The organism is Streptomyces sp. NBC_00289 (assembly GCF_041435115.1).
GTDB lineage: Bacteria > Actinomycetota > Actinomycetes > Streptomycetales > Streptomycetaceae > Streptomyces.
The window spans coordinates 7,924,070-7,949,690 of sequence record NZ_CP108046.1; the positions used below are offsets into that span (position 1 = coordinate 7,924,070).

23 protein-coding genes are annotated in these 25,621 nt (G+C 72.1%); 14 read left to right on the forward strand and 9 right to left on the reverse strand.

The genetic code is table 11. From position 1 onward, the window contains the following. Nucleotides 1–8: 8 nt before the first annotated feature. From OG985_RS35860 to OG985_RS35885, 6 genes are all read left to right on the forward strand, one after another. A complete protein-coding gene (locus OG985_RS35860) occupies nucleotides 9–1,253 on the forward strand; it encodes an MFS transporter (RefSeq protein WP_371672531.1) in 1,245 nt (414 codons plus the stop codon). A gap of 102 nt (nucleotides 1,254–1,355) precedes the next feature. Beyond that, nucleotides 1,356–2,132 carry a hypothetical protein gene (locus OG985_RS35865; protein WP_371672532.1) on the forward strand — a complete coding sequence of 259 codons (777 nt, stop codon included), beginning with the start codon at nucleotides 1,356–1,358 and terminating at the stop codon, nucleotides 2,130–2,132. After that, on the forward strand, nucleotides 2,119–2,862 hold the full coding sequence (locus OG985_RS35870) for a class F sortase (RefSeq protein WP_371672533.1): 744 nt from the start codon (nucleotides 2,119–2,121) through the stop codon (nucleotides 2,860–2,862). Before OG985_RS35865 ends, OG985_RS35870 begins: the two co-directional genes overlap by 14 nt. A 223-nt stretch (nucleotides 2,863–3,085) precedes the next feature. Next, complete coding sequence (locus tag OG985_RS35875) at nucleotides 3,086–4,420, forward strand: ABC transporter ATP-binding protein (RefSeq protein ID WP_371672534.1); 1,335 nt, start codon at nucleotides 3,086–3,088, stop codon at nucleotides 4,418–4,420. A 177-nt stretch (nucleotides 4,421–4,597) separates the two neighbouring features. Then, complete coding sequence (locus tag OG985_RS35880; RefSeq protein WP_371672535.1) at nucleotides 4,598–5,986, forward strand: aldehyde dehydrogenase family protein; 1,389 nt, start codon at nucleotides 4,598–4,600, stop codon at nucleotides 5,984–5,986. A gap of 11 nt (nucleotides 5,987–5,997) precedes the next feature. Next, on the forward strand, nucleotides 5,998–7,080 hold the full coding sequence (locus OG985_RS35885; RefSeq protein ID WP_371672536.1) for a Zn-dependent alcohol dehydrogenase: 1,083 nt from the start codon (nucleotides 5,998–6,000) through the stop codon (nucleotides 7,078–7,080). A gap of 361 nt (nucleotides 7,081–7,441) precedes the next feature. Here the strand turns inward: OG985_RS35885 and OG985_RS35890 are convergent, their stop codons facing one another. Together OG985_RS35890 and OG985_RS35895 are read right to left on the reverse strand one after the other, a co-directional pair. Next, a complete protein-coding gene (locus OG985_RS35890) occupies nucleotides 7,442–8,515 on the reverse strand; it encodes a DMT family transporter (protein WP_371672537.1) in 1,074 nt (357 codons plus the stop codon). Nucleotides 8,516–8,613: 98 nt separating this feature from the next. Beyond that, on the reverse strand, nucleotides 8,614–9,255 hold the full coding sequence (locus tag OG985_RS35895) for a TetR/AcrR family transcriptional regulator (protein ID WP_371672538.1): 642 nt from the start codon (nucleotides 9,253–9,255) through the stop codon (nucleotides 8,614–8,616). Between the two features lie 89 nt (nucleotides 9,256–9,344). On the opposite strand from OG985_RS35895, the gene OG985_RS35900 reads away from it, so the two are divergent. The 3 genes from OG985_RS35900 to OG985_RS35910 all read left to right on the forward strand — a co-directional run bounded on the left by OG985_RS35900 (nucleotide 9,345) and on the right by OG985_RS35910 (nucleotide 11,533). Then, nucleotides 9,345–10,496 carry an acyl-CoA dehydrogenase family protein gene (locus OG985_RS35900; protein ID WP_371672539.1) on the forward strand — a complete coding sequence of 384 codons (1,152 nt, stop codon included), beginning with the start codon at nucleotides 9,345–9,347 and terminating at the stop codon, nucleotides 10,494–10,496. An 81-nt stretch (nucleotides 10,497–10,577) separates the two neighbouring features. Next, the gene (locus OG985_RS35905) at nucleotides 10,578–10,823 is read left to right on the forward strand and encodes a YiaA/YiaB family inner membrane protein (RefSeq protein ID WP_371672540.1); all 246 of its coding nucleotides are present in this window, start codon (nucleotides 10,578–10,580) and stop codon (nucleotides 10,821–10,823) included. 86 nt (nucleotides 10,824–10,909) lie between these two features. Continuing rightward, complete coding sequence (locus OG985_RS35910; protein ID WP_371672541.1) at nucleotides 10,910–11,533, forward strand: TetR/AcrR family transcriptional regulator; 624 nt, start codon at nucleotides 10,910–10,912, stop codon at nucleotides 11,531–11,533. 69 nt (nucleotides 11,534–11,602) lie between these two features. Here the strand turns inward: OG985_RS35910 and OG985_RS35915 are convergent, their stop codons facing one another. Next, nucleotides 11,603–12,064, reverse strand: coding sequence for a MaoC family dehydratase (locus OG985_RS35915; protein WP_371672542.1), 462 nt, complete (start codon nucleotides 12,062–12,064; stop codon nucleotides 11,603–11,605). Between the two features lie 127 nt (nucleotides 12,065–12,191). Between OG985_RS35915 and soxR the strand changes: the two genes are divergently transcribed. Continuing rightward, nucleotides 12,192–12,695: a redox-sensitive transcriptional activator SoxR gene (gene soxR / locus OG985_RS35920; protein ID WP_371672543.1), complete on the forward strand. Its 504-nt coding sequence runs from the start codon at nucleotides 12,192–12,194 to the stop codon at nucleotides 12,693–12,695. A 78-nt stretch (nucleotides 12,696–12,773) separates the two neighbouring features. Here soxR and OG985_RS35925 read toward each other — a convergent pair whose 3' ends face one another. Further along, nucleotides 12,774–13,499 (reverse strand): 3-keto-5-aminohexanoate cleavage protein, encoded by a 726-nt coding sequence (locus tag OG985_RS35925; RefSeq protein ID WP_371672544.1) that lies wholly within the window; start codon nucleotides 13,497–13,499, stop codon nucleotides 12,774–12,776. A gap of 102 nt (nucleotides 13,500–13,601) precedes the next feature. Next, nucleotides 13,602–14,204, reverse strand: a complete 603-nt coding sequence (locus OG985_RS35930; protein WP_371672545.1) for a hypothetical protein — start codon at nucleotides 14,202–14,204, stop codon at nucleotides 13,602–13,604. Nucleotides 14,205–14,426: 222 nt separating this feature from the next. Between OG985_RS35930 and OG985_RS35935 the strand changes: the two genes are divergently transcribed. After that, nucleotides 14,427–17,186 (forward strand): penicillin acylase family protein, encoded by a 2,760-nt coding sequence (locus OG985_RS35935; RefSeq protein ID WP_371672546.1) that lies wholly within the window; start codon nucleotides 14,427–14,429, stop codon nucleotides 17,184–17,186. A 58-nt stretch (nucleotides 17,187–17,244) separates the two neighbouring features. Here the strand turns inward: OG985_RS35935 and OG985_RS35940 are convergent, their stop codons facing one another. Together OG985_RS35940 and OG985_RS35945 are read right to left on the reverse strand one after the other, a co-directional pair. Beyond that, nucleotides 17,245–18,699 carry a serine-threonine protein kinase gene (locus OG985_RS35940; RefSeq protein WP_371672547.1) on the reverse strand — a complete coding sequence of 485 codons (1,455 nt, stop codon included), beginning with the start codon at nucleotides 18,697–18,699 and terminating at the stop codon, nucleotides 17,245–17,247. A 94-nt stretch (nucleotides 18,700–18,793) separates the two neighbouring features. Continuing rightward, nucleotides 18,794–20,029 carry an exo-beta-N-acetylmuramidase NamZ domain-containing protein gene (locus OG985_RS35945; protein ID WP_371672548.1) on the reverse strand — a complete coding sequence of 412 codons (1,236 nt, stop codon included), beginning with the start codon at nucleotides 20,027–20,029 and terminating at the stop codon, nucleotides 18,794–18,796. A 153-nt stretch (nucleotides 20,030–20,182) separates the two neighbouring features. Here OG985_RS35945 and OG985_RS35950 point away from each other — a divergent pair, with 153 nt between their 5' ends. The 3 genes from OG985_RS35950 to OG985_RS35960 are packed head-to-tail and all read left to right on the forward strand — an operon-like array spanning nucleotide 20,183 to nucleotide 23,264. Then, nucleotides 20,183–20,956, forward strand: coding sequence for an SDR family oxidoreductase (locus tag OG985_RS35950; RefSeq protein WP_371672549.1), 774 nt, complete (start codon nucleotides 20,183–20,185; stop codon nucleotides 20,954–20,956). Beyond that, nucleotides 20,953–22,620, forward strand: coding sequence for a class I adenylate-forming enzyme family protein (locus tag OG985_RS35955; protein WP_371672550.1), 1,668 nt, complete (start codon nucleotides 20,953–20,955; stop codon nucleotides 22,618–22,620). The genes OG985_RS35950 and OG985_RS35955 overlap by 4 nt, the downstream gene beginning before the upstream one ends. Nucleotides 22,621–22,670: 50 nt before the next feature. Next, complete coding sequence (locus OG985_RS35960) at nucleotides 22,671–23,264, forward strand: TetR/AcrR family transcriptional regulator (RefSeq protein WP_371672551.1); 594 nt, start codon at nucleotides 22,671–22,673, stop codon at nucleotides 23,262–23,264. Nucleotides 23,265–23,331: 67 nt separating this feature from the next. On the opposite strand, the gene OG985_RS35965 is transcribed toward OG985_RS35960, so the two are convergent. Together OG985_RS35965 and OG985_RS35970 are read right to left on the reverse strand one after the other, a co-directional pair. After that, the gene (locus tag OG985_RS35965) at nucleotides 23,332–24,555 is read right to left on the reverse strand and encodes an acyl-CoA dehydrogenase family protein (RefSeq protein WP_371672552.1); all 1,224 of its coding nucleotides are present in this window, start codon (nucleotides 24,553–24,555) and stop codon (nucleotides 23,332–23,334) included. A gap of 5 nt (nucleotides 24,556–24,560) precedes the next feature. Next, on the reverse strand, nucleotides 24,561–25,595 hold the full coding sequence (locus OG985_RS35970; RefSeq protein ID WP_371672553.1) for a phosphotransferase family protein: 1,035 nt from the start codon (nucleotides 25,593–25,595) through the stop codon (nucleotides 24,561–24,563). Between the last annotated feature and the right edge of the window lie 26 nt (nucleotides 25,596–25,621).

Sequence of the window (25,621 nt, forward strand, 5' to 3'; positions counted from 1 at the left end):
ACTTGACCATGGTGCCCGGTGGGAACCGCGGCTGGCTGCTCCGCCTCGTCATCGCCTTCGGCTTCGCACAGGGGGCGGTGTCGATGGCCCGGCCCGCCGTCTCCTACCGGGCCCTCGCGCTGGGGGCGGACGAGCGGGCGGTCGGTGTGATCGCGGGGGTGTACGCCCTGCTCCCGCTCTTCGCCGCCGTACCGCTCGGCCGCCGCACCGACCACGGCCGCTGCGCGCCCCTGCTGCCCTTCGGCGTGGTCCTCATATCCGGCGGCTGCGCGCTGAGCGGGGTCGCGGACTCCCTGTGGGCGATGGCGCTCTGGAGCGGCGTGATGGGCCTCGGGCACCTCTGCTTCGTGATCGGCGCCCAGTCGCTCGTCGCCCGCCAGTCCGCCCCGCACGAACAGGACCGCAACTTCGGCCACTTCACCATCGGCGCCTCGCTCGGCCAACTCGTCGGCCCGATCGCGGCGGGCGCCCTGATCGGCGGTCCCGACATGGCGGGCACCAGCGCGCTCGCCCTGCTCGTCGCCGGCGCGGGCGCCACGGTCGCGTTCACCTCGCTGTGGCGCATCGAACGCCCCATGACGGCCAAGTCCCGCACCGGGCAGGGCGACCGCGTCCCGGTGGGGCGCATCCTGCGGGCCCGGGGCGTGCCCGCGGGCATCCTGGTCAGCCTCTCCGTGCTCTCCGCCACCGACATCCTCACCGCGTACCTGCCGGTGGTGGGCGAACACCGGGGCATCGCGCCGTCGGTGATCGGCGTGCTGCTCAGCCTGCGCGCGGCGGCCACCATCGCCTGCCGGCTGGTGCTGACGCCCCTGCTGAGGCTGCTCGGCCGCACCCTGCTGCTCACCCTGACCTGCGTACTGGCGGCCGTGCTGTGCGCGGGGATCGCGCTGCCGGTGCCGGTGTGGGCGCTCGGTCTGATGCTCGCCGCGCTCGGCTTCTGCCTCGGCGTCGGTCAGCCGCTGTCGATGACGACGGTCGTCCAGGCGGCTCCGGAGGGCGCCCGCTCCACGGCTCTCGCGCTGCGTCTGACCGGCAACCGCCTCGGTCAGGTCGCCGCTCCCGCCGCGGCCGGACTGGTCGCGGGCGTCACGGGCGTGGCCGCGCCGTTCGTGATGCTGGGCGCGCTGTTGCTGCTCTCGGCCGGCAGCGCGCTGCGTGCGCCGACGGCCCCGGGAGACGTCCCGGCGGCGGGGTCCGTACTCGCGGCCGGCCGGGACCGTGGCCGGTTGCGCCGGTCGAGCGACATCTGACGGCGCGTCGGGTGGCACCGCCGTGCGATGCGGGGCGGATGTGAAAGAGAGTCAGGCGAAAGCGCGATTTGTGTGAAAATCGTCTGACTCGGAGGAACATCCATGCCCACCTCGCTGCCCCCGTCCGCCGTCGGCACCCGCCTCGGCGCCGCGGCCCTCACCGTACTCACCGCGGCCGGGGCCACCTGGATCGCGACGCCGACCGCCGTGGCCGCCCCCGGCGACGGTGCCGACATCAGGATCCACCGTGAGCAGGTGCCCTTCGGTGTTTCGAAGGACGACCCGGTGGTCTGCAGGTTCTACCTCGACGCCGCGAACTTCGGCGAGCTGCCGATCGTCTCCTACACCATCAAGGCGCGGCCCCCGGCGCCCACCAGCGCCACCGTGACCGGCACCATCCAACTGACCCAGGGCTCCGGCCACACCGACACGCTGGGCCTGGCCGAGGGGTCGTACACGCTCGAGTGGACCATCACGCCTCCCGGTGCCACCGCCCCGGTCCCCTCGCCCAAGGTGAAGATCTTCAAGGTCAACTGCCACGAGGACCGGCGCGAGGGGAACCAGGACCCGAACCGCCCGATCGCGGAGGACGGCCGTCAGGCGGCGGGCATGGGCGGCCCGGGCGGTGACGGCGGCCAGGGCGGAGACGGCGGTCAGGGCACCCGGTCCGACCAGGGCGCTCAGTCCGGCCAGGGCGGCGAGCGTGCCGAGAGCGCCGGCGGGGGCCCGAAGGGCGGCGTCCACGCCGGCGGTGGCGGTCTCGTCGACACCGTGCAGGCGTACACCCCGCTGAGCGCCGCCGCGGCCGTCGGCCTGGTCGTGGTCAGCGGAGCCGTGTACTTCCGGCTGCTGCGCCGACGCTCGCATGGTGCCGCGTAGGCGCAGACGCAGGCCCTGGTACCGGACCCGTGCCTACCGTCTGGCCAGGACGGCCCTGATCGTGGCCGTCCTGGCGACGGTGGTCCGGTGCGGGGGGCACGAGCCGGCCGGGCCCGCCCGGGCCGGAGGCCCGGCGCCCACCGAGGCGCCGGCGGACCCGGCCCCGGGAGACGCGGACGGGCGACGCGACCCGGCCGCGGGTGACGCCGACGGGCGGCGCCCGGAGCCGCGACCGACGGCGTCGGCCGCCCCCACGCCCCCGCCCCGGCCGCTGCCCCGGTCTGCGGCGACCACCCTGCGCGTACCCTCCCTGGGGATCGACGCTCCGGTCGTCGGGCTGCGGATCGGCCCCGACCGGCAGCTCGGGACACCGCCGCTCGACAAACCCAAACTCGTCGGCTGGTATCAGGACGGGCCCACGCCCGGCGAGACGGGCACGGCCATCGCCGTCGGCCACCGCGACACGAAGACCGGCCCCGCGGTCTTCGCCGCCCTCGCCCAGACGACCCGCGGCAGCCGGATCGAGGCCCGCCGCGCGGACGGCCGTACCGCCGTCTACACCGTGGACCGGGTACGGGTCTTCGACAAGGCGCGCTTCCCCGACAAGGAGGTGTACGGCCCGAGCAGGCGTCCCGAACTGCGCGTGCTCACCTGCGGCGGCCTCTTCAACCGCAGGACCGGCTACTCCAGCAACGTCGTCGTCTTCGCTCATCTGACCGCGACCCGCTGACCCGGCGGCGGGCGCTGTCACCGGCCGCGGCCGGGGAGTCGCCGCACGCTGAATCGTGGCGTCCGTTTCCTCCCCCGACGGGATCGTGGCGCCCGATTTCGGTCCTGCGTCTTCCCCCGACCGTGCACCGTCCGTTAGCTTCCGTGACCCACGGCCCGTACGACCCGCACGGGACTTCCGACCGCGGAGCACCAGCGCCCAAGTGAGCCCCGGGGGCACCGTCATGACACGCGCCATCTCCCTGCACGACGTGAGCAAGGTCTACGGCAAGGGCGTCCGGGTGGTGGACCGGCTGTCGCTGGACATCGTGCCCGGCGAGTTCCTGGTCCTGCTCGGGCCCTCCGGGTGCGGCAAGTCCACCGTGCTGAGAATGATCGCCGGCCTGGAGGAGATCACCGGGGGCGAGCTGCGGCTCGACGGCGAGTACGCCAACGACCTGCTCCCGTCCGAGCGGGACATCGCCATGGTGTTCCAGAACTTCGCGCTCTACCCGAACATGACGACCCGCGGCAACATAGGCTTCCCGCTGCGGGTCGAGAGCCCCGGCGACGACCCGGGCCCGCGGGTGGACGCCACCGCCCGCATGCTGGGCATCGAGGACCTCCTCGACCGCTTCCCGAGCCAGCTCTCCGGCGGCGAACGCCAGCGCGTCGCCATGGGGCGGGCCATCGCCCGGCACCCCTCGGCCTTCCTGATGGACGAGCCGCTGTCCAACCTCGACGCCAAGCTCCGCAACCATCTGCGGGCCGAGATCACCCACCTCACCCGCGAGTTGGGCGTCACCACGGTCTACGTCACCCACGACCAGTCCGAGGCCATGTCGCTCGGCGACCGGGTCGCCGTCCTGCGGGGCGGGGTGCTCCAGCAGGTGGGCGCCCCCCGCTCGGTGTACGCGCTGCCCCGCAACGTCTTCGTCGCCGCCTTCATCGGCACCCCGCGCATCAACCTGCTGCGCGGCCTGGTGCGTGCCCCGCTGGACGGCGCGATGACCATCAGCCTCGGCAAGCAGTACCTGCGCCTGCCCGAACCCCTGTCCCTGGACCACCAGTTGCTGCGCGTGCAACAGGGCCGCGAGGTCATCGTGGGGCTGCGCTCGGAGGCGGTACGGATCGCGCGGCCCGCCTCCGCCCGCCCCGGCGAGGTGGCGATCAGCGGCCTGGTGGAGCACGTGGAGTTCCAGGGCCACGAGGTCCTCGTGCACTTCAACACCGGCTCCCGCCCCGCGCTCGTACCGGATCTGGAGGCCCCGCGTCCCACCCGGCCGGTCCGGCGCCGCCGCCGCGAGGGAACGGTCCTGGACCGGATCAGGGAGCGGGCGGGCACCCTGCGGGCCGGCCCCGTGGTGGTGCTGGAACATCCGGAGGAGGCCGGCGCCGACCCCGAGCCGCCCGAGGGCCGCCTGCCCGGCGATCTCGTCGTCCGCACCACTCCCGACATCGAGTTCCGGCGGGGCATGCAGGTGCCGCTGCTCGTGGACATCGCCCACCTGTTCGTCTTCGACCAGCACGGCGAACGGATCTGCCCGGCTCCGGCACGCCTTCCCGACCTGGACGAGTGACACCCGCCCGGCGCGAGCGCGCGAACCGCCTCCCGGTCGGGGCCGCGCCGCCGTGCGGGCAGTCGCGCTCCGAGACGTAACTCTCCCCGGGTGACGTCCGGGGTGTCTGGCGCCCGAAAACTAACACCGCTAGTTTGTGAGGCGGACGACGACACCGCCCCGCCGGGAGGACGCACCATGAAGGCACACGACGGCATGTACATCGACGGCGCCTGGCGCCCCGCCGCGGGGCCGGACACGATCGAGGTCGTGAACCCGGCCGACGAACAGGTCCTCGCCGTGGTCCCCGCGGGCACCGCCGAGGACGTCGACGCCGCCGTACGGGCCGCCCGCGCCGCCCTCCCGCTCTGGGCCCGGACCGCGCCCGCCGAGCGGGCCGCCCGGCTCGCCGCCCTCCGGGACGTGCTGACGGCCCGGGCGGAGGAGATCGCGCGGACGGTCACCGCCGAGCTCGGCTCGCCCCTCGCGTTCTCCCAGGCGGTGCACGCCGGCGTGCCGATCGCGGTCGCGGGCTCGTACGCCGAACTGGCGGCGACGTACGCCTTCGAGGAGAAGGCCGGCAACTCGACCGTCCACCTGGAGCCGGTCGGCGTGGTCGCCGCCATCACCCCCTGGAACTACCCCCTGCACCAGATCGTCGCGAAGGTGGCGCCGGCGCTCGCGGCCGGCTGCACGGTGGTGCTGAAGCCGGCCGAGGACACCCCGCTCACCGCCCAGCTGTTCGCCGAGGCGGTCCACGAGGCCGGTGTCCCGGCGGGAGTCTTCAACCTGGTCACCGGCCTCGGCCCGGTCGCGGGCCAGGCCCTCGCCGAGCACCCGGGGGTCGACCTGGTGTCCTTCACCGGCTCCACCGCCGTCGGCAGGCGGATCGGCGCGACGGCGGGCGCGGCCGTCAAGAAGGTGGCCCTGGAACTGGGCGGCAAGTCCGCCAACGTCATCCTGCCGAGCGCCGACCTGGCCAAGGCGGTCAACGTCGGAGTCGCCAACGTGATGTCCAACTCGGGCCAGACGTGCAGCGCCTGGACCCGCATGCTGGTGCACACCTCGCGCTACGACGAGGCGGTCGGACTTGCCGCCACCGCCGCCGCCAAGTACGGCGACCGGATCGGCCCGGTCGTCAACGCCGAGCAGCAGGCCCGGGTGCTCGGTTACATCGACAAGGGCGTGGCCGAGGGCGCCCGTCTGGTCGCGGGCGGCTCCGAACCGCCCCGGGAGCAGGGCTACTTCGTCAGCCCCACGGTGTTCGCCGACGTCACCCCGGAGATGACGATCGCCCAGGAGGAGATCTTCGGACCGGTCCTGTCGATCCTCCGCTACGAGGACGAGGAGGACGCCCTGCGGATCGCGAACGGCACGGTCTACGGCCTCGCCGGCGCCGTCTGGGCCGGCGACCGGGAGGAGGCGGTGGCCTTCGCCCGCCGGATGGAGACCGGCCAGGTCGACATCAACGGCGGCCGCTTCAACCCGCTCGCGCCCTTCGGCGGCTACAAACAGTCGGGTGTGGGCCGCGAACTCGGCACACACGGCCTGTCCGAGTACCTCCAGACCAAGTCCCTGCAGTTCTGAGGAGCCTTCCCGTGGTTCGTGCCGCCGTCCTGCCCGCCGTGGGCGCCCCGTTGGAGATCACGGAGATCGACCTCCCGGACCCCGGCCCCGGCCGGGTCCGCGTCCGTCTCGCCGCCGCCGGGGTCTGCCACTCCGACCTGTCCCTGACCAACGGCACCATGCGCGTACCGGTCCCCGCCGTCCTCGGCCACGAGGGCGCCGGCACGGTCGTCGCCGTCGGCGAAGGCGTCACCCATGTCGCGCCCGGTGCCGGGGTCGTCCTCAACTGGGCTCCGTCCTGCGGGAGTTGTCACGCCTGCACGCGCGGCGAGGTCTGGCTGTGCGCCAACGCGCTCAACGGCGCCGCCGACGTCCACGCCCGCCGCACCTCCGACGGCACCGAGCTGCACCCCGGCCTGAACGTCGCCGCGTTCGCCGAGGAGACGGTCGTACCGGCGGCCTGCGTCCTGCCCGTACCGGACGGTGTCCCGCTCGTCGACGCGGCGCTCCTCGGATGCGCGGTCCTCACCGGCTACGGCGCCGTCCACCACTCCGCGCGGGTGCTGCCGGGGGAGACGGTCGCGGTGTTCGGGGTGGGCGGCGTCGGGCTCGCCACCATCCAGTCGGCCCGTATCGCGGGCGCCTCGAAGATCGTCGCGGTCGACGTCTCCCCGGAGAAGGAGGAGCTGGCGCGGGCGGCGGGCGCCACCGACTACGTCGTCGCCTCCGACACCACCGCCCGCGAGATCCGCGCCCTCACCGGCAAGCAGGGCGTCGACGTGGCCGTCGAGTGCGTGGGCCGCGCGGTCGCGATCCGCGCGGCCTGGGACTCCACCCGCCGCGGCGGCCGTACGACGGTGGTCGGCATCGGCGGCAAGGACCAGCAGGTCACCTTCAACGCCCTCGAACTCTTCCACTGGGGCCGCACCCTCTCGGGCTGTGTGTACGGCGACTCGGACCCGGCGAAGGACCTTCCGGTCCTGGCCGAGCACGTCCGGGCGGGCCGCCTGGACCTGGGCTCGCTGGTGACGGAGCGGATCGCCCTGGACGGTATCCCGGCGGCCTTCGAGAACATGCTGGCGGGCAAGGGCGGCCGGGCACTGGTGGTGTTCTGACAGGCCCCGGTGAGACCGGGGCGGAGACCTGCCGGCCCGGGTCCGCGGCTGGGGGTGCGCCTGAGGCGTCCGAGACAGCAGCGGGTCCGCCACGCCACCGCAGCTCGGACTGGCCTTCCGGTACGTCGGGCTGGTTCGGACCGGCCTTCTGGCGCCTCAGCTGGTTCGCCCCGGCCTTCTGGCGCCTCAGCCGGTTCGGACTGGTTCTGGCACGTCAGGCCGGTTCGGACCGGCCTTCTGGCGCCTCAGCTGGTTCGCCCCGGCCTTCTGGCGCCTCAGCTGGTTCGGACTGGTTCTGGCACGTCAGGCCGGTTCGGACCGGCCTTCTGGCACCTCAGCCGCGACCCGGCCTTCCGGCACGTCAGGCTGGTTCGACCCGGCCTTCCGGCCCGTCAGCCGGTTCGGACCGGCCTCCGGTGCCGCCGTCGCGGCCGTTGGGCGCGCGGGTCACGGGCGCGGCCTCGACCGCCGTGCGCGCCGTCACGGTCGCGGCCTCGACCGCCGTGCGCGCCGTGCCGGACGCGGTCCCGGCCGCCGTGCGCCGCGGCCTCGACCTGGACACCGCCACACCCGCCAGGCACAGCACCCCGCCGGCCAGGGTGAGCAACCCGGGTACCTCGCCCAGCGCCAGCCACGACATCAGCACGACCAGGGCCGGGACCGCGTACGTGGTCGCGCCCATCCGGCCGGCGGTCGTACGGGCCAGCGCGTACGCCCAGGTCGTGAAGGCCAGCGCGGTCGGGAACACGCCCAGGTACACCATGTTGAGGGTGGCGGAGACAGGCGCGTCGGCCGCGTCGTGGACCAGCCGGCCGGCGAACGGCAGACACACCACCGCGCCGATCAGGCACCCGAACGTCGTCACCTGCAGCGCGCTCGCCCGGCCGAGGGCCGGCTTCTGCGCGACGACCCCGCCCGCGTAGCCGACCGCGGCGAGCAGGCACAGCACCACCCCGAGCAACGACGACCCGCCGTCGCCCGACATCGACAGCCCCACCGCCACCGCACCCGCGAACGACACCGCCATCCCCGCCAGCAGCCGGGGCGGCATCGTGTCACCGAGCAGCCGCGCGCCGAGCAGGGCGATCAGGATGGGCCCGATGTTCACCACCAGCGCCGCCGTACCGGCGTCCACCTGCTGCTCGCCCCAGTTCAGGACCACCATGTAGAAGCCGAACCACAGCACTCCCGAGACCGCGATCCCGCGCCAGGCGGGCCGGGGCGGCCACCCTTCCCGCCGTATGAGGCAGATCACCCCCAGTGTGAGGGCCCCGGCCAGCAGCCGGCCGAGCGCCAGCGCACCCGGGGAGTACGCGGAGCCGGCGCTGCGGATCGAGACGAAGGCGGAGGCCCACAGCACGACGGTGACGGTGGCCGCGCCGGCGGCGAGCAGCTCGGCACGGCGTACCGGACGGGGCGGGGAGATGTTGTCCATGCCGGAGAGGCTAGGAGGGACGGGCGCGGAAGGCTCGCGGTTTTCGGACGCGAGGGTGGGAGCGCCGGAAGGTACGCGTCCGGGCGGCCGTTTCGCGCCTAGGCGGTGCGCCTGGCCTGCTCGTACTGCTGGGCCAGCCCGTCGAGGAGCGCGGTGAGCCCTGTCTCGAAGGCCCGCTCGTCGATCTTCTCCTGCTGCTCGGCGAGGAGGTGGGCCTGTCCGAGGTGCGGGTAGTCGGCCGGGTCGTAGGCGGTGGCGTCGTCGACGAAGCCACCGGCGAAGGAGCCGAGTGCCGAGCCCATGATGAAGTACCGCATCAGCGCGCCGATCGACGTGGCCTGCGCGGGCGGCCAGCCCGCGGCGACCATCGCGCCGTAGACGGCGTCCGCGAGCCGCAGGGCGGCGGGGCGGCGGCCGGGGCCGCGGGCGAGGACCGGGACGATGTTCGGGTGGTCGCGCAGGGCGGCGCGGTAGGAGACGGCCCAGTCGTGCAGCGCGGTCCGCCAGTCCCGGCCGTTCTCGAACACCGACAGGTCGACCTGGGCGCTCACCGAGTCGGCGACCGCCTCCAGGATCTCGTCCTTGGTCGCGAAGTGGTTGTAGAGCGAGGGCCCGCTGACGCCGAGTTCCGCCGCGAGCCGGCGTGTGGAGACGGCTGCCAGGCCCTCCGCGTCCACCAGATCCCGCGCGGTCACGACGATCCGGTCGGTGCTGAGCAAGGGCTTGCGCGGTCGGGCCATGGCGCACATAGTAGGGCTGACAACAGAAACTAGCAGTGCTAATTTAAATGTACGGCTTTCAAGATTCGTACTCTGTGGGGTGGCTCGGCGTGAACCTGGAGCTCAGCGAGGAGCAGGCGGCCGTACGGCAGCTGGCCCGGGACTTCGTGCACCGCGAGATAGCCCCCCATGTCGTCGACTGGGACCGTGCCGAAGAGGTCGACCGGTCGATCGTGAAGAAACTCGGTGAGGTCGGCTTCCTCGGTCTGACCGTCCCCGAGGAGTACGGCGGCAGCGGCGGCGACCACCTCGCGTACTGCCTGGTCACCGAGGAACTCGGGCGCGGCGACTCCTCGGTGCGCGGGATCGTGTCCGTCTCCCTGGGCCTGGTCGCCAAGACCGTCGCCGCCTGGGGGAGTGAGGAGCAGAAGCGGCGCTGGCTGCCCGGCCTCACCTCCGGCGAGTACGTCGGCTGCTTCGGACTCACCGAACCGGGCACCGGATCGGACGCCGGCAACCTCGCCACCCGCGCGGTCCGCGACGGCGGCGACTACGTCATCAGCGGCACCAAGACCTTCATCACCAACGGCACCTGGGCCGACGTGGTGCTGCTCTTCGCCCGCTCCACGGACGCGCCCGGACACAAGGGCGTCTCCGCCTTCCTGGTCCCGGCCGACACCCCCGGCCTGAGCCGCCGCACCATCCACGGCAAGCTCGGCCTGCGCGGCCAGGCCACCGCCGAACTGGTCCTTCAGGACGTGCGGGTCCCCGCCACCGCGATGCTCGCAGCCGAGGGCAAGGGCTTCTCGGTCGCCATGTCGGCCCTGGCCAAGGGCCGCATGTCGGTGGCGGCCGGCTGTGTCGGCATAGCCCAGGCGGCGCTGGACGCGGCGGTGCGGTACGCGGGCGAGCGCGAGCAGTTCGGCAAGTCCATCGCCCACCACCAGCTCATCCAGGAGCTGATCAGCGACATCGCCGTGGACGTGGACGCGGCCAGGCTGCTGACCTGGCGGGTGGCCGACCTGATCGACCGCGGACTGCCGTTCGCCACCGAGTCCTCCAAGGCCAAGCTCTTCGCCTCCGAGGCCGCCGTCCGCGCCGCCAACAACGCCCTCCAGGTCTTCGGCGGCTACGGCTACATCGACGAGTACCCGGCGGGCAAGCTGCTGCGCGACGCCCGCGTGATGACCCTCTACGAGGGCACCAGTCAGATCCAGAAACTGGTCATCGGGCGGGCGCTGACGGGCGTTTCGGCCTTCTGAGTACGTCGTCCCGCCGTTCGCCCTACGGCCTGAGTACTTCGACGGATGTGGCGGGTGCCACGTTCGGCCGATCCTTGCCCCATGAGTGAGACACCGGGCAAGCAGCAGAACACGGCCGCCTTCTACGGACAGGCGGTCGCCTCCTTCTCCGTCGCCATGGCCGCGACCGCCATCGGCATCTTCAAGCTGAACGCCGACGCCTGGGTACGGGCGTTCCTGGCGATCGCCGTCCTGTACCTGGTCACCTCCGCCTTCACCCTGGCCAAGGTGATCCGGGACCGGCAGGACGCGACCGCCCGGACGTACAGCCCCTTCGAAAAGCTCTGACCGAGACCGCGGGCGATCAGCCCTAAGCGCTCGCTCAGCTTCGGCGGTATGGTGTACCCCGGACCGGTGAGAGGGGCGAACGAGCGATGAGTACGGCGGAGGAGACGGTCGGCGGAGAGCCGCAGCCGTGGGGCGAGGTCACGCCCGACGCGGCCCGGCGGTTGCTCGTCGCCGCGGTGGAGGCCTTCGCCGAGCGGGGCTATCACGCGACGACGACCCGCGACATCGCGGGCCGCGCCGGCATGAGCCCCGCCGCGCTCTACATCCACTACAAGACCAAGGAAGAGCTGCTCCACCGGATCAGCAGGATCGGCCACGAGAAGGCCCTGGAGATCCTGCGGACGGCGGCCGAGGGGGAGGGCGGCGCCACCGAGCGTCTCGCCGACGCCGTGAGCTCCTTCGTCCGCTGGCACGCCGGAGGGCGCACCACCGCACGGGTCGTACAGTACGAACTCGACTCCCTCGGTCCGGACGCCCGCGCCGAGATCCTGGCGCTGCGCCGCCAGGTGAACGCCCAGGTGCGCGGGATCATCGAGGACGGCGTGGCGACCGGTGAGTTCGACGTGCCGGACGTCCGGGGGACCACCCTCGCCGTACTGTCCCTGTGCATCGACGTCGCCCGCTGGTTCAACGTCAACGGTTCCCGGACACCGGACGAGGTCGGCGAACTCTATGCCGACCTCGTGCTGCGCATGGTGGGGGCGAAGTAGCCCCCGAGCGCCGCTGGTGCCCCGGCAGGCGGCGTTCGCCCCGTCACGCGAACCTTGCCTGCCGCGGCACTAGAGGTAGTAGCGGGACACCGACTCGGCGACGCACACCGGCTTGTCGCCGCCCTCGCGCTCCACGCTGAAGGCGACGGTCACCTGGATGCCGCCCGGCACGTCGTCGACGCCCGTGATCGCCGCGGTGGCGCGCAGCCGCGAGCCGACCGGCACGGGGGAGGGGAAACGGACCTTGTTGGAGCCGTAGTTGACGCCCATCTTCACGCCCTCGACCCTGATCAGCTGCGGCCCGAAGAGGGGGAGCAGCGACAGGGTCAGATAGCCGTGCGCGATGGTCGTGCCGAACGGGCCCGAGGCCGCCTTCTCCGGGTCCACGTGGATCCACTGGTGGTCGCCGGTCGCCTCCGCGAACAGGTCGATCCGCTTCTGGTCGATCTCCAGCCAGTCGGTGTGTCCCAACTGCTCACCCACCGCCGCCTTCAGTTCGTCGGCGGACGTGAAGATCCTCGGCTCTGCCATGTTCCTGGCCTCCCGGGTCGCAGGTCGCGTCGTCGCGACTCAATGTCTAAGCGACTGCTTAGCATGGTCGGGCGGACGGCCCCTGTCAACGGACCGGCGGTGTGGCGCGGTGGGTAGGGTTCGAGGGGTGCCCCAGATTCCCGAGAAGATCCACGAGCTCACGGTCGGCCAGCTCGCCGCCCGCAGCGGCGCCGCGGTCTCCGCCCTGCACTTCTACGAGTCGAAGGGGCTGATCAGCAGCCGCCGCACTTCGGGCAACCAGCGCCGCTACTCCCGTGACACGCTGCGCCGGGTCGCCTTCGTACGGGCCGCGCAACGCGTGGGCATCCCGCTGGCCACGATCCGCGAGGCGCTCGCCGAACTGCCCGAGGAACGCACCCCCACCCGGGAGGACTGGGCCCGCCTCTCCGCGGCCTGGCGGTCCGAACTCGACGAACGCATCACGCAGTTGAACCGCCTGCGCGATCACCTCACCGACTGCATCGGCTGCGGCTGCCTGTCCATGGACACCTGCGTACTGTCCAACCCCGACGACGTCTTCGGCGACCGGCTGACCGGGTCCCGGCTGCTGGTGGAACGGCGCGGAGCCGGCCCCCGAAGCACGGTCGGCCGAACCGCGGGCGACTGCTGAGGTCACGGCGCCGGCCGGACCTTCTCGTTGCCCGGTGGGTTGCCCGGTCCGCGGGCCGGTGCGCGGCGGTCGCGGGCTCTACGGCGACCGCACGGCCCGTCCGTGCCCGGTCAGGCCCTCGGTGATCAACTGGGCGTTGGACAGCGCCTGTTCTCCGTTCGGGAGGGCCAGCGTGTCCTCCAGGCCGATGCGGGTCGCCAGGCCGAGCCGGCCGGCCAGCCGCAGCACCGGCCACGCGCCCCCGTCCTCGCCGTGCAGCAGCACGGGGCGACCGTGTGCGGGGCCGAGGCCGGCCAGCAGTGCCCGCGCGGTGTCCTCGGCCGTGTCGGGGCGGGTGTCCGTCACCTCCGCGAGCACGCGCAGCACCCTGGGCCCGAGTGACGAGCGGGCGAACCGCGCCGCCGCGTCCGTCCCGGACCAGATGCCGGCCTCCACACCCACGCCCAGGTCGATCAGGGCGCAGGCCACCTCCTCGGCGCCCGGCTCGTGCCAGTTGACCGAGGCGTGGTCGGGCAGCACGGTCCAGCTCCGGATCCGGGCGAGCCGGGCCGCCGGATCCGGTTCGCTCCACGCGCCCGTGGTCACGCCGACCGGCACCGGCACCCGAGCCCGTACCGCCTCGAGCGTCACCGCCACCACGCGGGCCGACAAGGTGTCCTGTCCGCAGGGGGTCTTCGGGTGGAGGTGGATGTCCGTGGCCCCGGCCGCGACGGCCTCGGCCGCGGACTCGGCCATCGCCTCCGGCGACAGCGGCACCCGCGCACCGGCGGCGGCCCCTCGGGGCCCGTTCAGACACACCTGCACGGTGCCTCCCGGCGACGTGGCGCGACGGAATCCGAGACGTTGTGGAAGTCCAGGAAGTTCAAAAACAGGGGGTGCGGCATCCCCGGCGCACCCCCGTCGCGCTCAGGCCGACACCAGCAGCCTCCCGTGCCTGGCGTCCGCCAGGGCCTCGGGCGTGAGCACGGGCCGCGGTACGAGAATTCCGCAGGCCGTGCAGACCGGACCCGTCGATGGTTCGTGGTCCAGTTCGTACTTCCAGGCGAGGCGCTCCCCGCCGCACACCGGGCACTCCGCGCCCGGGTCCCGCTCCAGTGCGGAGGTCAGCCGGCGCAGCACCTCCCCGAGCGGTTCACGGGGGTGGACCCGTGGGTCGTCGCACCACGCGACCCCGAAGCCGCCCCAGGTCAGACGGTGCCAGTCGTCGACACTGCCCGGCCTGCGCAACCCGTCGTACTTCTCCTTCTTGCGCCGCTCGGCGAACTCGACCTCGTAGGCCAGCCACACCGAACGCGCTTCCTCCAGTTCGTCCAACGCGGCCACGAGCCGCGCTGGATCGGGGGAGCGGTCCTCGGGGCCGAACCCCGCCCGGGAGCACAAATGGTCCCAGGTCGCCCTGTGCCCGTAAGGCGCGAACCGCTCAAGGCACTTGCGCAGTGAGTAGCGCCGCAGCGCAAGATCGCTGCGCGGATCTCGCACCTGTCTCGCCAGACTCCGGAAACCGGCCATCGTCCTGCACCTCCGTCACACCTGCACCTGTACTTCGGTCACTTCGGTGTCGTCGTACGGACTTCGCCGAATAGACGTATCGACAAGCGATTTGGCTCCATCCGTTTTCCGATGCCCTCCATAAGTCGCCGTACCGACTCCAAAAAGTGACGCATGTTCATCTTCAATCGCGGGGATACCGGCGGTAACGTCCAGTCCCACCCCCCGTCGGTAGGAGCACCCATGCCTCGGCGTACCCCCGGCAGCACCCTTCTCGACAGACTGAGAACTCCCCACGGACTCCCCGGGTTCCTGAAGACCGCTTCCATATGCGTCCTGATTGCCGGTCTTTTGTCCCCGCTTTCCCAAGCGGCGGTCGCCGCCGAGGCGACGGCGTCCAACGACTACTGCGGCGGACAGTGCTCCGACATCCTGCCGCCCGGCGAGAACGGCAACGCCACCCTCGCCCAGGTCCTCCTCAACCAGGCCTTCGGCACCCAGCCCGCCCACGCCGACGACCAGCTCGGTCCCTACGCCAACCTGGCCAAGGGCTCCTCCACCCTCACCGACGCCAAGATCAACACCTTCTTCAACGACGCCTCCTCCGAGAAACCGGCCGGCCGCAGTGACGTGACGATCGTCCGCGACAAGAAGACGGGTGTGCCGCACATCACCGGTACCACCAGATACGGCACGGAGTTCGGTGCCGGGTATGCGGCGGCTGAGGACCGGCTGTGGCTGATGGACGTGTTCCGGCACGTCGGCCGCGGCCAGGTGACCTCCTTCGCGGGCGGCGCCGCCTCCAACCAGGGCCTGGAGCAGGAGTTCTGGCGCAACGCCCCCTACACGGAGGCCGACCTCCAGGCCCAGATCGACAACGCCGTCGCCGCCGCCGGCACCCGCGGCCAGCAGGCCCTCGCCGACGTCAACGCCTACGTGGCCGGCATCAACTCCTACATCGACGCCTCCGACAGCGGCCGGTACTTCCCCGGTGAGTACGTCCTGACCGGCCACAAGGACTCCGTCACCAACGCCGGCACGATCGACCACTTCAAGACCACCGACCTGGTCGCGCTGGCCTCCGTCATCGGCTCGCTCTTCGGCTCCGGCGGCGGCGGCGAGGTCAACAACGCGCTCTCCCTGCTCGCCGCCCAGTCCAAGTACGGCGTCGCCGAGGGAACCAAGGTCTGGGAGTCGTTCCGCGAGCGCAACGACCCCGAGGCCGCCGTCACCCTGCACAACGGCGAGAGCTTCCCCTACGCCTCCAGGCCCGACACCCCGCAGGGCGAGGCGCTGCCCGACGCGGGCTCCGTCACCCAGGAGCAACTGGTCTACGACCGTACGGGCAGCGCGGCGACCGCGAGCGCGACCGGCGCGTCCAGCACGGCGGCCACCACCGCCGTGAGCTCGGCCAGACGCGGGATGTCCAACGCCCTGGTGGTCAGCGGAAAGGCCACGGCGAGTGGCCACCCGATCGCCGTCTTCGGCCCGCAGACCGGCTACTTCGCACCGCAACTGCTCATGCTGCAGGAGATCCAGGGCCCGGGCCTGAGCGCCCGCGGGGCCTCCTTCGCGGGGCTGAGCATGTACGTCGAGCTCGGCCGCGGCCAGGACTACGCGTGGAGCGCCACGACCTCCGGCCAGGACATCATCGACTCGTACGCCGTCGAACTGTGCCAGGACGACAACCACTACCTCTACCACGGCACCTGCACGGCCATGGAGCAGGTCCAGCAGAAGAACGCCTGGACGCCCACCACGGCCGACGGGACCGCGGCGGGTTCGTACACGATGAAGGTGTGGCGTACGAAGTACGGTCCCGTCGAGTACCGGGCGACCGTCGGCGGCAAGAAGGTCGCCTACACGACCCTGCGCTCGTCCTTCCTGCACGAGGCCGACTCGATCATCGGCTTCCAGATGCTCAACGACCCGGACTACGTGAAGAGCCCGCAGACCTTCCAGGCGGCGGTGCAGCACATCAACTACACCTTCAACTGGTTCTACGCCGACTCGACGCACACCGCCTACTACAACAGCGGCGACAACCCGGTGCGGGCGAGTGGTGTCGACGCCGAGTTCCCGGTGTGGGCGCAGGCGGCCTACGAGTGGCGGAACTGGAACCCGACGACCAACACCGCCGACTACACGCCGGCGTCCGCCCACCCCAACTCGGTCGACCAGGACTACTACATCTCCTGGAACAACAAGCAGGCCAAGGACTACACGACCGCTTCCTGGGGTGACGGGTCCGTGCACCGCGGAAACCTCCTCGAGGACCGGGTGAAGAAGCTGGCCGCCGCGGGTGGGGTCACCAGATCCGCGCTGACCAAGGCGATGGCGGACGCGGCGCTCGCGGACCTGCGGGCCGAGGACGTGCTGCCGGACCTCCTCAAGGTGGTCAACAGCTCGACGGTGACGGACTCCACCGCGGCGGCGGCCGTCAGCAAGCTGTCGGCCTGGGTGTCGGCGGGCGCCAAGCGCACGGAGACGTCGGCCGGTTCCAAGACCTACGCCAACGCCGACGCCGTCCGACTGCTGGACGCGTGGTGGCCGCTGCTGGTGAAGGCCGAGTTCGAACCGGGCCTCGGCAGCGACCTGTACAGCGCCTTCGGTGCCAACCTGCCCGTCGACGAGACACCGTCGGCCGCCCACGGTCCGACCGGCGCGCACGCCGGAAGCTCCTTCCAGTACGGCTGGTGGAGCTATGTCGACAAGGACATCCGGTCCGTGCTCGGCGAGACGGTGCAGGGCCCGCTGGCGCGGAAGTACTGCGGCGGCGGCAGCCTCACCGCCTGCCGTGACCTGCTCATCAGCTCCCTGAAGGAGGCAGCGGGCAAGACCGCCGCCCAGGTCTACCCCGGCGACGACCTGTGCTCGGCGGGCGACCAGTGGTGTGCCGACTCGATCGTCCAGCGGACGCTCGGCGGCATCAAGCACTCCAACATCAGCTGGCAGAACCGGCCCACGTTCCAGCAGATCGTGGAGTTCACCTCCCACCGGTGACGGGCGGGAGGTGAAGGTGACCGGTGACCACCGACCGGTGACCGGTGGAGGCGGCGGGTCAGCCGATGCGGCCCGCCGCCACCACCACCTGCGCCAGTTCGCGGTGCACGATGTCGCTGTGCGCGCCGGACGGGGACCCGCCGCGGTGGACCACGGCGGCCGCGTCGATGTTCACGCACCCCGAGGTGGGCAGGGTGGTCCGCAACGCGTCGGCGAGCTTCCACGCGCGCGTGCCCGGCACCGCCTGCACTCCGTCGTGCCCCATCGCGCCCCACTTGGCGCCCAGCGTCCGGCCGATGTCGAAGGCCACGACCCCCTCCGCGTCGCTCGCCATGCGGGAGGCGAGCGGATAGATCGTGCCGAGCGCCGAGTCGAAGTGGGAGTAGCAGCACACCAAGGGGCCGTCGATGCGGTTCTGCTGCCCCTGCAACACACCTCCCGCGCGCGGGTCGTGCGGCAGCCGGGACGCGAACGCGTAGTGCGAGAAGGCACCTTGCAGCAGGGTCACCGACTTCACCGTGCGCACCCCCTCCGGCAGCCCGCGCAGCGCGAACGACACCAGCCGCCCGCCGAAGCTGTGCCCCACCAGGTGCACCCGCACCTCCGGGGCCACCGCCGCGAGCTGTCCGACGACCCGGCCCAGCCCCCGCTCGCCCACGGTGCCCGCGCGCCGCTTCATCGCGTAGTACGTGGCCTGGCGCAGCAGCTCATGGGCGCCGTCCCACGGGTTGGGCACCGCGAAGGAGGGCGGCGCACCGGGGAGCCGGCGGCCCGCCGAAGGCTCACCGCCCGATGAGCCGCCGCCCGATGAGCCGCCGCCCGATGAGCCGCCGCCCGTGACGCCGCCGTCCGGGAAGCCGCCGTCCCGGCCCTCGCCCTCCTCGCCCGCGTTCTCGCGGGCCGCGAGACGCGCCAGCGCCCCGGCGAACTGCTCGCAGGCCGCCGCCGTGGACCCCGAGAACATCCCGGGCTCGCTCTGCGGCACCCCCTCCGCCAGCGTGTCCGCCGCGAACAGCGCCTGCGGCCCCGGCGGTACGACGTCGACGAGCATCCGCACAAGCCGCCCGAACTCCTCCAGTTCGGCCTCCTCGCCCGGCTGCTGCTCCAGCAGCCGGGCGATCTGGTCGATCACGGTCGCCCGGCCCGGGAAGGTCTCGAGCAGCGCGTGCCGGGTGTCCTTGTCGAGGGCCGGCCGCCGGGTCGTCTCGGCGGCCACCGAGCGCGGGAAGTCCGGGATCGGCTCGTCCGAGAACCGCATCGACGGCCACACCACCCCCGCGTACCCGAGCCGGGCGCGCGGCGCCAGTTCCGGGAACGGCTCGAAGAAGCGGCTGTAGAGCCGGGTGGCGCCCGAGCGGTCGCTGTTCCAGCCGTGCGAGAACACGACGAGGTCGCGCACACCGCGCTGCCTGACCTGGGCGAGCAGCCGGTCCCGCGCCGCTCCGTCCGGGTCCCCGTCCGCGTCGAAGGTCAGCTCCCAGTAAGGAGTCACACTCATTGCCGGATGTGCCATGACAGGCCCTCTCGTCCCCCGTAGTGGTGCGATGTGGGCGCATCGTCCTGCTACGGGGCGAGGTTGGCCATACGTCATGACTCATCCGGACGAGTCATCTGTAGAGGAGGTATTCCCGGCGTACCTTCCGGAAGTCCGCGAGCTCCGCCTGCCAGCCCGCCACCACCTCGTCGGTGTCCGCCCCGGCGTCGATCGCGGTGCGCACCCGCGCCGAGCCCGTCAGCTTGTCGATCCAGTTGTCGGAGCGCCAGGCGAAGCCGCTCCACACCTTCCTGGCGGTCACCAGGAGGGCGACACCGGTGCGTACGGGGTCGAAGGCGGCCCGGTCGTGCACATGGATCTGCACGCCCCCGACCGTCGTGCCCTGGAACTTGGAGAAGGTCGGCGCGAAGTAGGCCTCCCTGAAGTGCACGCCCGGCAGCGCGAGTTGATTGGCGGCCGCCGCCCAGCGTCCGTCGACACCCGCCGCGCCGAGCAGTTCGAACGGCCGGGTCGTCCCGCGCCCCTCCGACAGGTTCGTCCCCTCGAAGAGGCAGGTCCCCGAGTACACCAGCGCGGTGTCCGGCGTCGGCATGTTGGGACTCGGCGGCACCCAGGGCAGCCCCTGCGCCTCGTAGAACGCCGACCGCCGCCAGCCGGTCATCAGTACGGTGTCCAGGTGCACCGGCGTGGTCAGGAACTCCCCGTTGAACAGCCGCGCCAGCTCGGCGACGGTCATCCCGTGCGCCTGCGCGATCGGCTGCCGTCCGACGAAGGTCGCGAACTCCTTGTGCAGCACCGGTCCCAGGGCCGCCCGCCCGGTCACCGGGTTCGGCCGGTCCAGGACCACGAACCGCTTGCCCGCGAGCTGGGCCGCCTCCATGCAGTCGTACAGCGTCCAGATGTACGTGTAGAACCGCGCGCCGACGTCCTGGATGTCGAAGACGATCGTGTCCACGCCGGACGCGGTGAAGACGTCGGCCAGCGGACGGCCGCTCTTCAGGTACGTGTCGTACACGGGCAGACCGGTCGCGGGGTCGTCGTGGCGGCCCTCGGAGCCGCCCGCCTGGGCGGTGCCGCGGAAGCCGTGCTCGGGGCCGAAGACGGCGACCAGGTTCACCCGTTCGTCGGCGTGCATCACGTCGACGATGTGGCGCGCGTCCCGGGTGACACCCGTCGGGTTGGTGACCACGCCGACCCGCTGTCCGTGGAGCACGGCGTAGCCGTCCGCGGCCAGCCGCTCGAAGCCGGTGCGCGGCTGCCCGCGGCGCCCGGCCGCGGCCGCCGGGGCGGTGGGTGACACGGCTGTCGCCGTCGCCGCTGCGAGCAGACCTCGTCGTGACAGGCGCATGGGGATGACCTCCGTAGGGGTGGGGGGCGGGCGGTCGGTGGCTGGGGCGCGCGGTTCTTGCGCGCTCCTCAGGGTGCTGCAGTCACCCTTCCCCTGGCACATACCGACCGGTTAGTCTGGCGCTGAAATGCCGAGTCGCGTCGAAGGAGACCGATGGTGGGAGCCGTGCAGGATGCCGGAGTGGTCGTCACCGGAGCGGGAGGCGGAATCGGAGCCGCGCTGGCCCGCCGCTTCGCGGCCGGCGGCGCCCGGGTCGTCGTGAACGACCTGGACGCCGACCGGGCCAAGGCGGTCGCCGACGAGATCGGCGGCACCGCCGTCCCGGGTGACGCCTCCGCGATCGTCGCCGACGCCCGTGACGCGCTCGACGGCACCATCGACGTCTACTGCGCCAACGCGGGCGTCGCCTTCGGCGGCCCGGACGTGGCCGACCTCGGCGACGAGGGGGCCTGGGCGACCTCCTGGGACGTCAACGTGATGGCCCACGTCCGCGCGGCCCACGAGCTGCTCCCCGACTGGCTGGAGCGCGGCAGCGGCCGCTTCGTCTCCACCGTGTCCGCCGCCGGACTGCTCACCATGATCGGCGCCGCGCCCTACAGCGTGACCAAGCACGGCGCGTACGCCTTCGCCGAGTGGCTGTCGCTGACCTACCGCCACCGCGGGCTCAAGGTGCACGCCATCTGTCCGCAGGGCGTGCGCACCGACATGCTGGCCGCCACCGGCAGCGCAGGCGACCTGGTCCTGCAGCCGACCGCGATCACGCCGGAGGAGGTGGCGGACGCCCTCTTCGAGGGCATCGAGGAGGACCGCTTCCTGATCCTGCCGCATCCCGAGGTCGGCGCGTACTACCGGGCCCGGGCCGCCGAGCCGGATCGCTGGCTGACCGGCATGAACCACCTCCAGCAGAAGTGGGAGGCCGGACAGTGAACGACTCCCGCTACGCCGCCCGTCCCTGGGTGGACCTTCTCAACGAAGCCCAGCGCGACCCGATCGACCCCGCCGACTCGCTGGTGCACGCCCTGCGCAGGTCCGTCGCCGAGGCCCCGGACCGCGCCTTCCTCGCCTACTTCGACGGCCGCCTGAGCTACCGCGAGGTCGACGAGCTGAGCGACTCCGTCGCCGGTCACCTCGCCTCCCGCGGCCTGGAGCACGGCGACCGGGTGGCCGTGCTGCTGCAGAACTCGCCGCACTTCGTGCTGGCCGTCCTCGGCGCCTGGAAGGCGGGCGCGACCGTCGTCCCGGTCAACCCCATGTACAAGTCGGCGGAGGTCGGCCACGTCCTGGAGGACGCCGACGTGGCCGCGCTGATCTGCTCCGACCGGGCCTGGGAGTCGTATCTGCGCGATACGGCGGCGGACTCGCCCGTACGGATCGTGCTGACCGGCTGCGAGCTGGACTTCCAGACCCGCGGCGACGCGCGCGTGCTCACCTTCGAGCGGTCGGAGCGGGCAGAGGACGCCGACGACCTGACGACCGTCGCCCGAGCGGGCCACAAGCCGCCCGAGGACCGTGACCCCGAACCCGCCGGCATCGCCCTGATCAGCTACACCTCGGGCACCAGCGGCAAGCCCAAGGGCGCCACCAACACGCACGGCAACATCATGTACAACGCCGAGCGGCAGCGGACCGGGCTCGCCCTGCCCGACGGGCCCGTGTACTACGCGATGGCGCCCCTGTTCCACATCACCGGCATGGTCTGCCAGTTCGGGGCCTGCCTGAACAGCGCCGGCACCCTCGTCCTGACGTACCGCTTCGAGCCGGGCGTGGTGCTCGACGCCTTCGCCGAGCACCGGCCGCACTACACGGTCGGCCCGTCGACCGCCTTCATGGCGCTGGCCGCCCAGCCGGCCGCGACCCCGGACCACTTCTCCTCCTTCGTGAACATCTCCTCCGGCGGCGCGCCGGTGCCGCCCGCGCTGGTGGAGAAGTTCCGGGCGGGCTTCGGGCCGTACATCCGCAACGGCTACGGCCTGACCGAGTGCACCGCGCCGTGCGCCTCCGTGCCGCCCGGTCTCGAGGCGCCCGTCGATCCCGTCTCGGGGACGCTCGCCGTCGGCCTCCCGGGGCCCGAGACGGTCGTGCGCATCGTCGACGAGCAGGGCGCGGAGGTGCCGTTCGGCGAGCAGGGCGAGATCGTCGTCCGCGGACCGCAGGTGGTGCCCGGCTACTGGCGGCGGCCCGAGGCGACCGCCGAGGCCTTTCCGGACGGCGAACTGCGCACCGGCGACATCGGCTTCATGGACCCGCAGGGCTGGCTGTACGTCGTCGACCGCAAGAAGGACATGATCAACGCCTCCGGCTTCAAGGTGTGGCCGCGCGAGGTCGAGGACGTGCTGTACACCCATCCGGCGGTGCGTGAGGCGGCCGTCGTCGGCGTGCCCGACGGGTACCGCGGGGAGACCGTGAAGGCGTACATCAGCCTCCGGCCGGGTGTCGAGACGGACCCGGACGCACTCGCCGCGTACTGCAAGGAGAGACTGGCCGCCTACAAATATCCGCGGCAGGTGGAGATCCTGCCCGACTTGCCGAAGACGGCGAGTGGGAAGATCCTCCGGCGGGAACTTCGTTCCCGTCCGCGGGACGGTCAGTAGACCCACGCGGGAAAGAACAGCACACAGCCCGGAAGGCAGGTGGCGGCACAGTGCCCAGGACGACGGACGGTGACGGTACGCCCGTCCCGCAGCGGCTGCTCGCCGCCGCCACCCGGCTCTTCGCGGAGCGGGGCTACGACCGCACCTCCGTGCAGGAGATCGTCGAGGCGGCCGGCGTCACCAAGGGGGCGCTGTACCACTACTTCGGCTCCAAGGACGACCTCCTGCACGAGGTGTACGCGCGCGTGCTGCGCGTCCAGCAGGAGCGTCTCGACGCCTTCGCGGACGCCGACGAACCGATCGAGAAGCGGCTGCGGGGCGCGGCGGCCGACGTGGTGGTCACGACGATCGACAACCTCGACGACGCGTCGATCTTCTTCCGCTCGATGCACCACCTGAGCCCCGAGAAGAACAAGCAGGTACGCGCGGAGCGCCGGCGCTACCACGAACGCTTCCGCGCGCTCGTCGAGGAGGGCCAGCAGGCGGGCGTCTTCACCAAGGAGATCCCCGCCGACCTGGTGGTGGACTACCACTTCGGCTCCGTGCACCACCTGTCGACCTGGTACCGCCCCGACGGCCCGCTCACCCCGCAGGAGGTCGCCGACAACCTGGCCGACCTGCTGCTGCGGGCGCTGCGGCCGTAGCTGTCGCAGGGGTCGTACACACATGGGTAAGGGGCGACCGCCCAGGCGGTCGCCCCTTACCCGTGCGTCACACGTACTTCTTCAGCTCCCGCCGCGCCAGCGACCGCTGATGGACCTCGTCCGGCCCGTCCGCGATCATCAACGTGCGGGCGCCCGCGTACAGTTCGGCCAGGGGGAAGTCCTGGCTCACACCGCCCGCGCCGTGCAGCTGGATGGCCCGGTCGATGATGCCGACGACCGTCCGTGGCGTGGCGATCTTGATGGCCTGGATCTCCGAGTGGGCACCCCGGTTGCCCACGGTGTCCATCATCCAGGCCGTCTTGAGGACCAGCAGACGCAGTTGCTCCACGGCCACCCGCGCGTCCGCGATCCAGTTGTGCACCACACCCTGCTGGGCCAGCGACTTGCCGAAGGCGTCACGGGACACCGCCCGCCTGCACATCAGCTCGATCGCCCGCTCCGCCATGCCGATCAGCCGCATGCAGTGGTGGATGCGGCCCGGGCCTAGGCGGGCCTGGGCGATGGCGAAGCCACCGCCCTCCTCGCCGATCAGGTTCGCGGCCGGCACGCGCGCGTGGTCGAAGACCACCTCGGCGTGACCACCGTGGGAGTGGTCCTCGTAGCCGAAGACCTGCATCGCCCGCTCCACCGTGACACCCGGTGTGTCGCGCGGGACCAGGATCATCGACTGCTGGCGGCGGATGTCGGAGCCGTCCGGGTCCGTCTTGCCCATCACGATGAAGATCTTGCAGTCGGGGTTCATCGCCCCGGAGATGTACCACTTGCGACCCGTGACGAGGTAGTCGCCCGTGCCGTCGGAGGCTCGCTCGATGTGCGTCGTGATGTTGGTGGCGTCCGAGGAGGCCACCTCCGGCTCGGTCATCGCGAACGCCGAGCGGATCTCACCGGCGAGCAGCGGCTCCAGCCACTGCTTCCGCTGCCGCTCGTCGCCGAACTGCGCCAGCACCTCCATGTTGCCGGTGTCGGGCGCCGCGCAGTTGGTCGCGGTGGGCGCCAGGTGCGGGGAACGGCCGGTGATCTCGGCGAGCGGGGCGTACTGGAGGTTGGTGAGGCCCGCGCCGTACTCGGTGTCGGGCAGGAAGAGGTTCCACAGGCCCTGCCTGCGGGCCTCGGCCTTGAGGTCCTCGACCACGGCCGGGGTGTCCCACGGCGAGGCGAGTCGCGCGTGCTGTTCATGCGCGACCTGCTCGGCCGGGTAGACGTACTCGTCCATGAAGGCGAGGAGCTTTGCGCGCAGCTCTTCGGTGCGTGCGTCGAACGCGAAGTCCATGACGATCAGCCCTCCTGGAGGCCTTCGTGAAGAGTGGTGAGGCCGTGCTCGATGAAGACGGGGACCAGGTCGCCGATGCGGTCGAAGCCCTGCCCGACCGTCTGGCCCAGCGTGTAGCGGTAGTGGATGCCCTCGAGGATCACGGCGAGCTTGAACCAGGCGAACGCCGTGTACCAGGAGACCGCGGAGACGTCGCGCCCCGAGCGCGCGGCGTACCGCTCGATCAGCTCCGCGGGACCCGGGTGCCCGGCGGCCTCGGCGGTGGTCGAGACGGGGGAGTCGGACGTGCCCAGCGGCATGCTGTACATCACCAGCAGCCCCAGGTCGGTGAGCGGGTCGCCGAGGGTCGACATCTCCCAGTCGAGGATCGCCCTGATCCCGTCGTCCTCGCCGATCAGGACGTTGTCGAGCCGGTAGTCGCCGTGCACCACGGCCGGCGCGGGGGAGCGGGGCAGTTCCCGGCCGAGCGCCGCGTGGAGCTCGTCGATGCCGGCCAGCTCGCGGTTGCGGGAGGCGTCCAGCTGCTTGCCCCAGCGCCGCAGCTGCCGGTCCAGGAAGCCCTCGGGGCGCCCGAAGTCGGCGAGGCCGACCTCGGCAGGATCCACCGCGTGCAGCTCGACGAGCGTGTCCACCAGGGACAGCACGGCCCCCCGGGTGCGCTCCGGGCCGAGCGGGGCGAGCTGGTCGGCGGTGCGGTACGGCGTGCCCTCCACGTACTCCATGACGTAGAAGGGGGATCCGAGCACCTCTTCGTCCTCGCACAGCAGCACGGGGCGCGGCACCGGCACGTTCGTCGGGTGCAGTGCGCTGATCACCCGGTACTCGCGCTTCATGTCGTGCGCGGTGGCCAGGACGTGACCGAGCGGCGGTCGCCGTACGACCCATTTCGAGGTGCCGTCGGAGACCGCGTAGGTGAGGTTCGACCGTCCGCCCTCGATCAGCCGGCCGGTCAGGGGGCCGTGCACCAGGCCGGGCCGCTCGCCGTCGAGCAGGCCGCGCAGCCTGTCCAGATCGAGTCCGGGCGGATGATCGGGGCTCATGGTTCTCCTTACGTGTGCGGGACCGG

Bases quoted from the DNA above. Each gene is read 5' to 3' on its own strand.
- OG985_RS35860 (WP_371672531.1), top strand. From the start codon at position 9: ATGGTGCCCGGTGGGAACCGCGGCTGGCTGCTCCGCCTCGTCATCGCC.
- OG985_RS35865 (WP_371672532.1), top strand. From the start codon at position 1,356: ATGCCCACCTCGCTGCCCCCGTCCGCCGTCGGCACCCGCCTCGGCGCC.
- OG985_RS35870 (WP_371672533.1), top strand. From the start codon at position 2,119: ATGGTGCCGCGTAGGCGCAGACGCAGGCCCTGGTACCGGACCCGTGCC.
- OG985_RS35875 (WP_371672534.1), top strand. From the start codon at position 3,086: ATGACACGCGCCATCTCCCTGCACGACGTGAGCAAGGTCTACGGCAAG.
- OG985_RS35880 (WP_371672535.1), top strand. From the start codon at position 4,598: ATGAAGGCACACGACGGCATGTACATCGACGGCGCCTGGCGCCCCGCC.
- OG985_RS35890 (WP_371672537.1), bottom strand. From the start codon at position 8,515: ATGGACAACATCTCCCCGCCCCGTCCGGTACGCCGTGCCGAGCTGCTC.
- OG985_RS35895 (WP_371672538.1), bottom strand. From the start codon at position 9,255: ATGGCCCGACCGCGCAAGCCCTTGCTCAGCACCGACCGGATCGTCGTG.
- OG985_RS35905 (WP_371672540.1), top strand. From the start codon at position 10,578: ATGAGTGAGACACCGGGCAAGCAGCAGAACACGGCCGCCTTCTACGGA.
- OG985_RS35910 (WP_371672541.1), top strand. From the start codon at position 10,910: ATGAGTACGGCGGAGGAGACGGTCGGCGGAGAGCCGCAGCCGTGGGGC.
- OG985_RS35915 (WP_371672542.1), bottom strand. From the start codon at position 12,064: ATGGCAGAGCCGAGGATCTTCACGTCCGCCGACGAACTGAAGGCGGCG.
- OG985_RS35930 (WP_371672545.1), bottom strand. From the start codon at position 14,204: ATGGCCGGTTTCCGGAGTCTGGCGAGACAGGTGCGAGATCCGCGCAGC.
- OG985_RS35935 (WP_371672546.1), top strand. From the start codon at position 14,427: ATGCCTCGGCGTACCCCCGGCAGCACCCTTCTCGACAGACTGAGAACT.
- OG985_RS35940 (WP_371672547.1), bottom strand. From the start codon at position 18,699: ATGGCACATCCGGCAATGAGTGTGACTCCTTACTGGGAGCTGACCTTC.
- OG985_RS35945 (WP_371672548.1), bottom strand. From the start codon at position 20,029: ATGCGCCTGTCACGACGAGGTCTGCTCGCAGCGGCGACGGCGACAGCC.
- OG985_RS35950 (WP_371672549.1), top strand. From the start codon at position 20,183: ATGGTGGGAGCCGTGCAGGATGCCGGAGTGGTCGTCACCGGAGCGGGA.
- OG985_RS35965 (WP_371672552.1), bottom strand. From the start codon at position 24,555: ATGGACTTCGCGTTCGACGCACGCACCGAAGAGCTGCGCGCAAAGCTC.
- OG985_RS35970 (WP_371672553.1), bottom strand. From the start codon at position 25,595: ATGAGCCCCGATCATCCGCCCGGACTCGATCTGGACAGGCTGCGCGGC.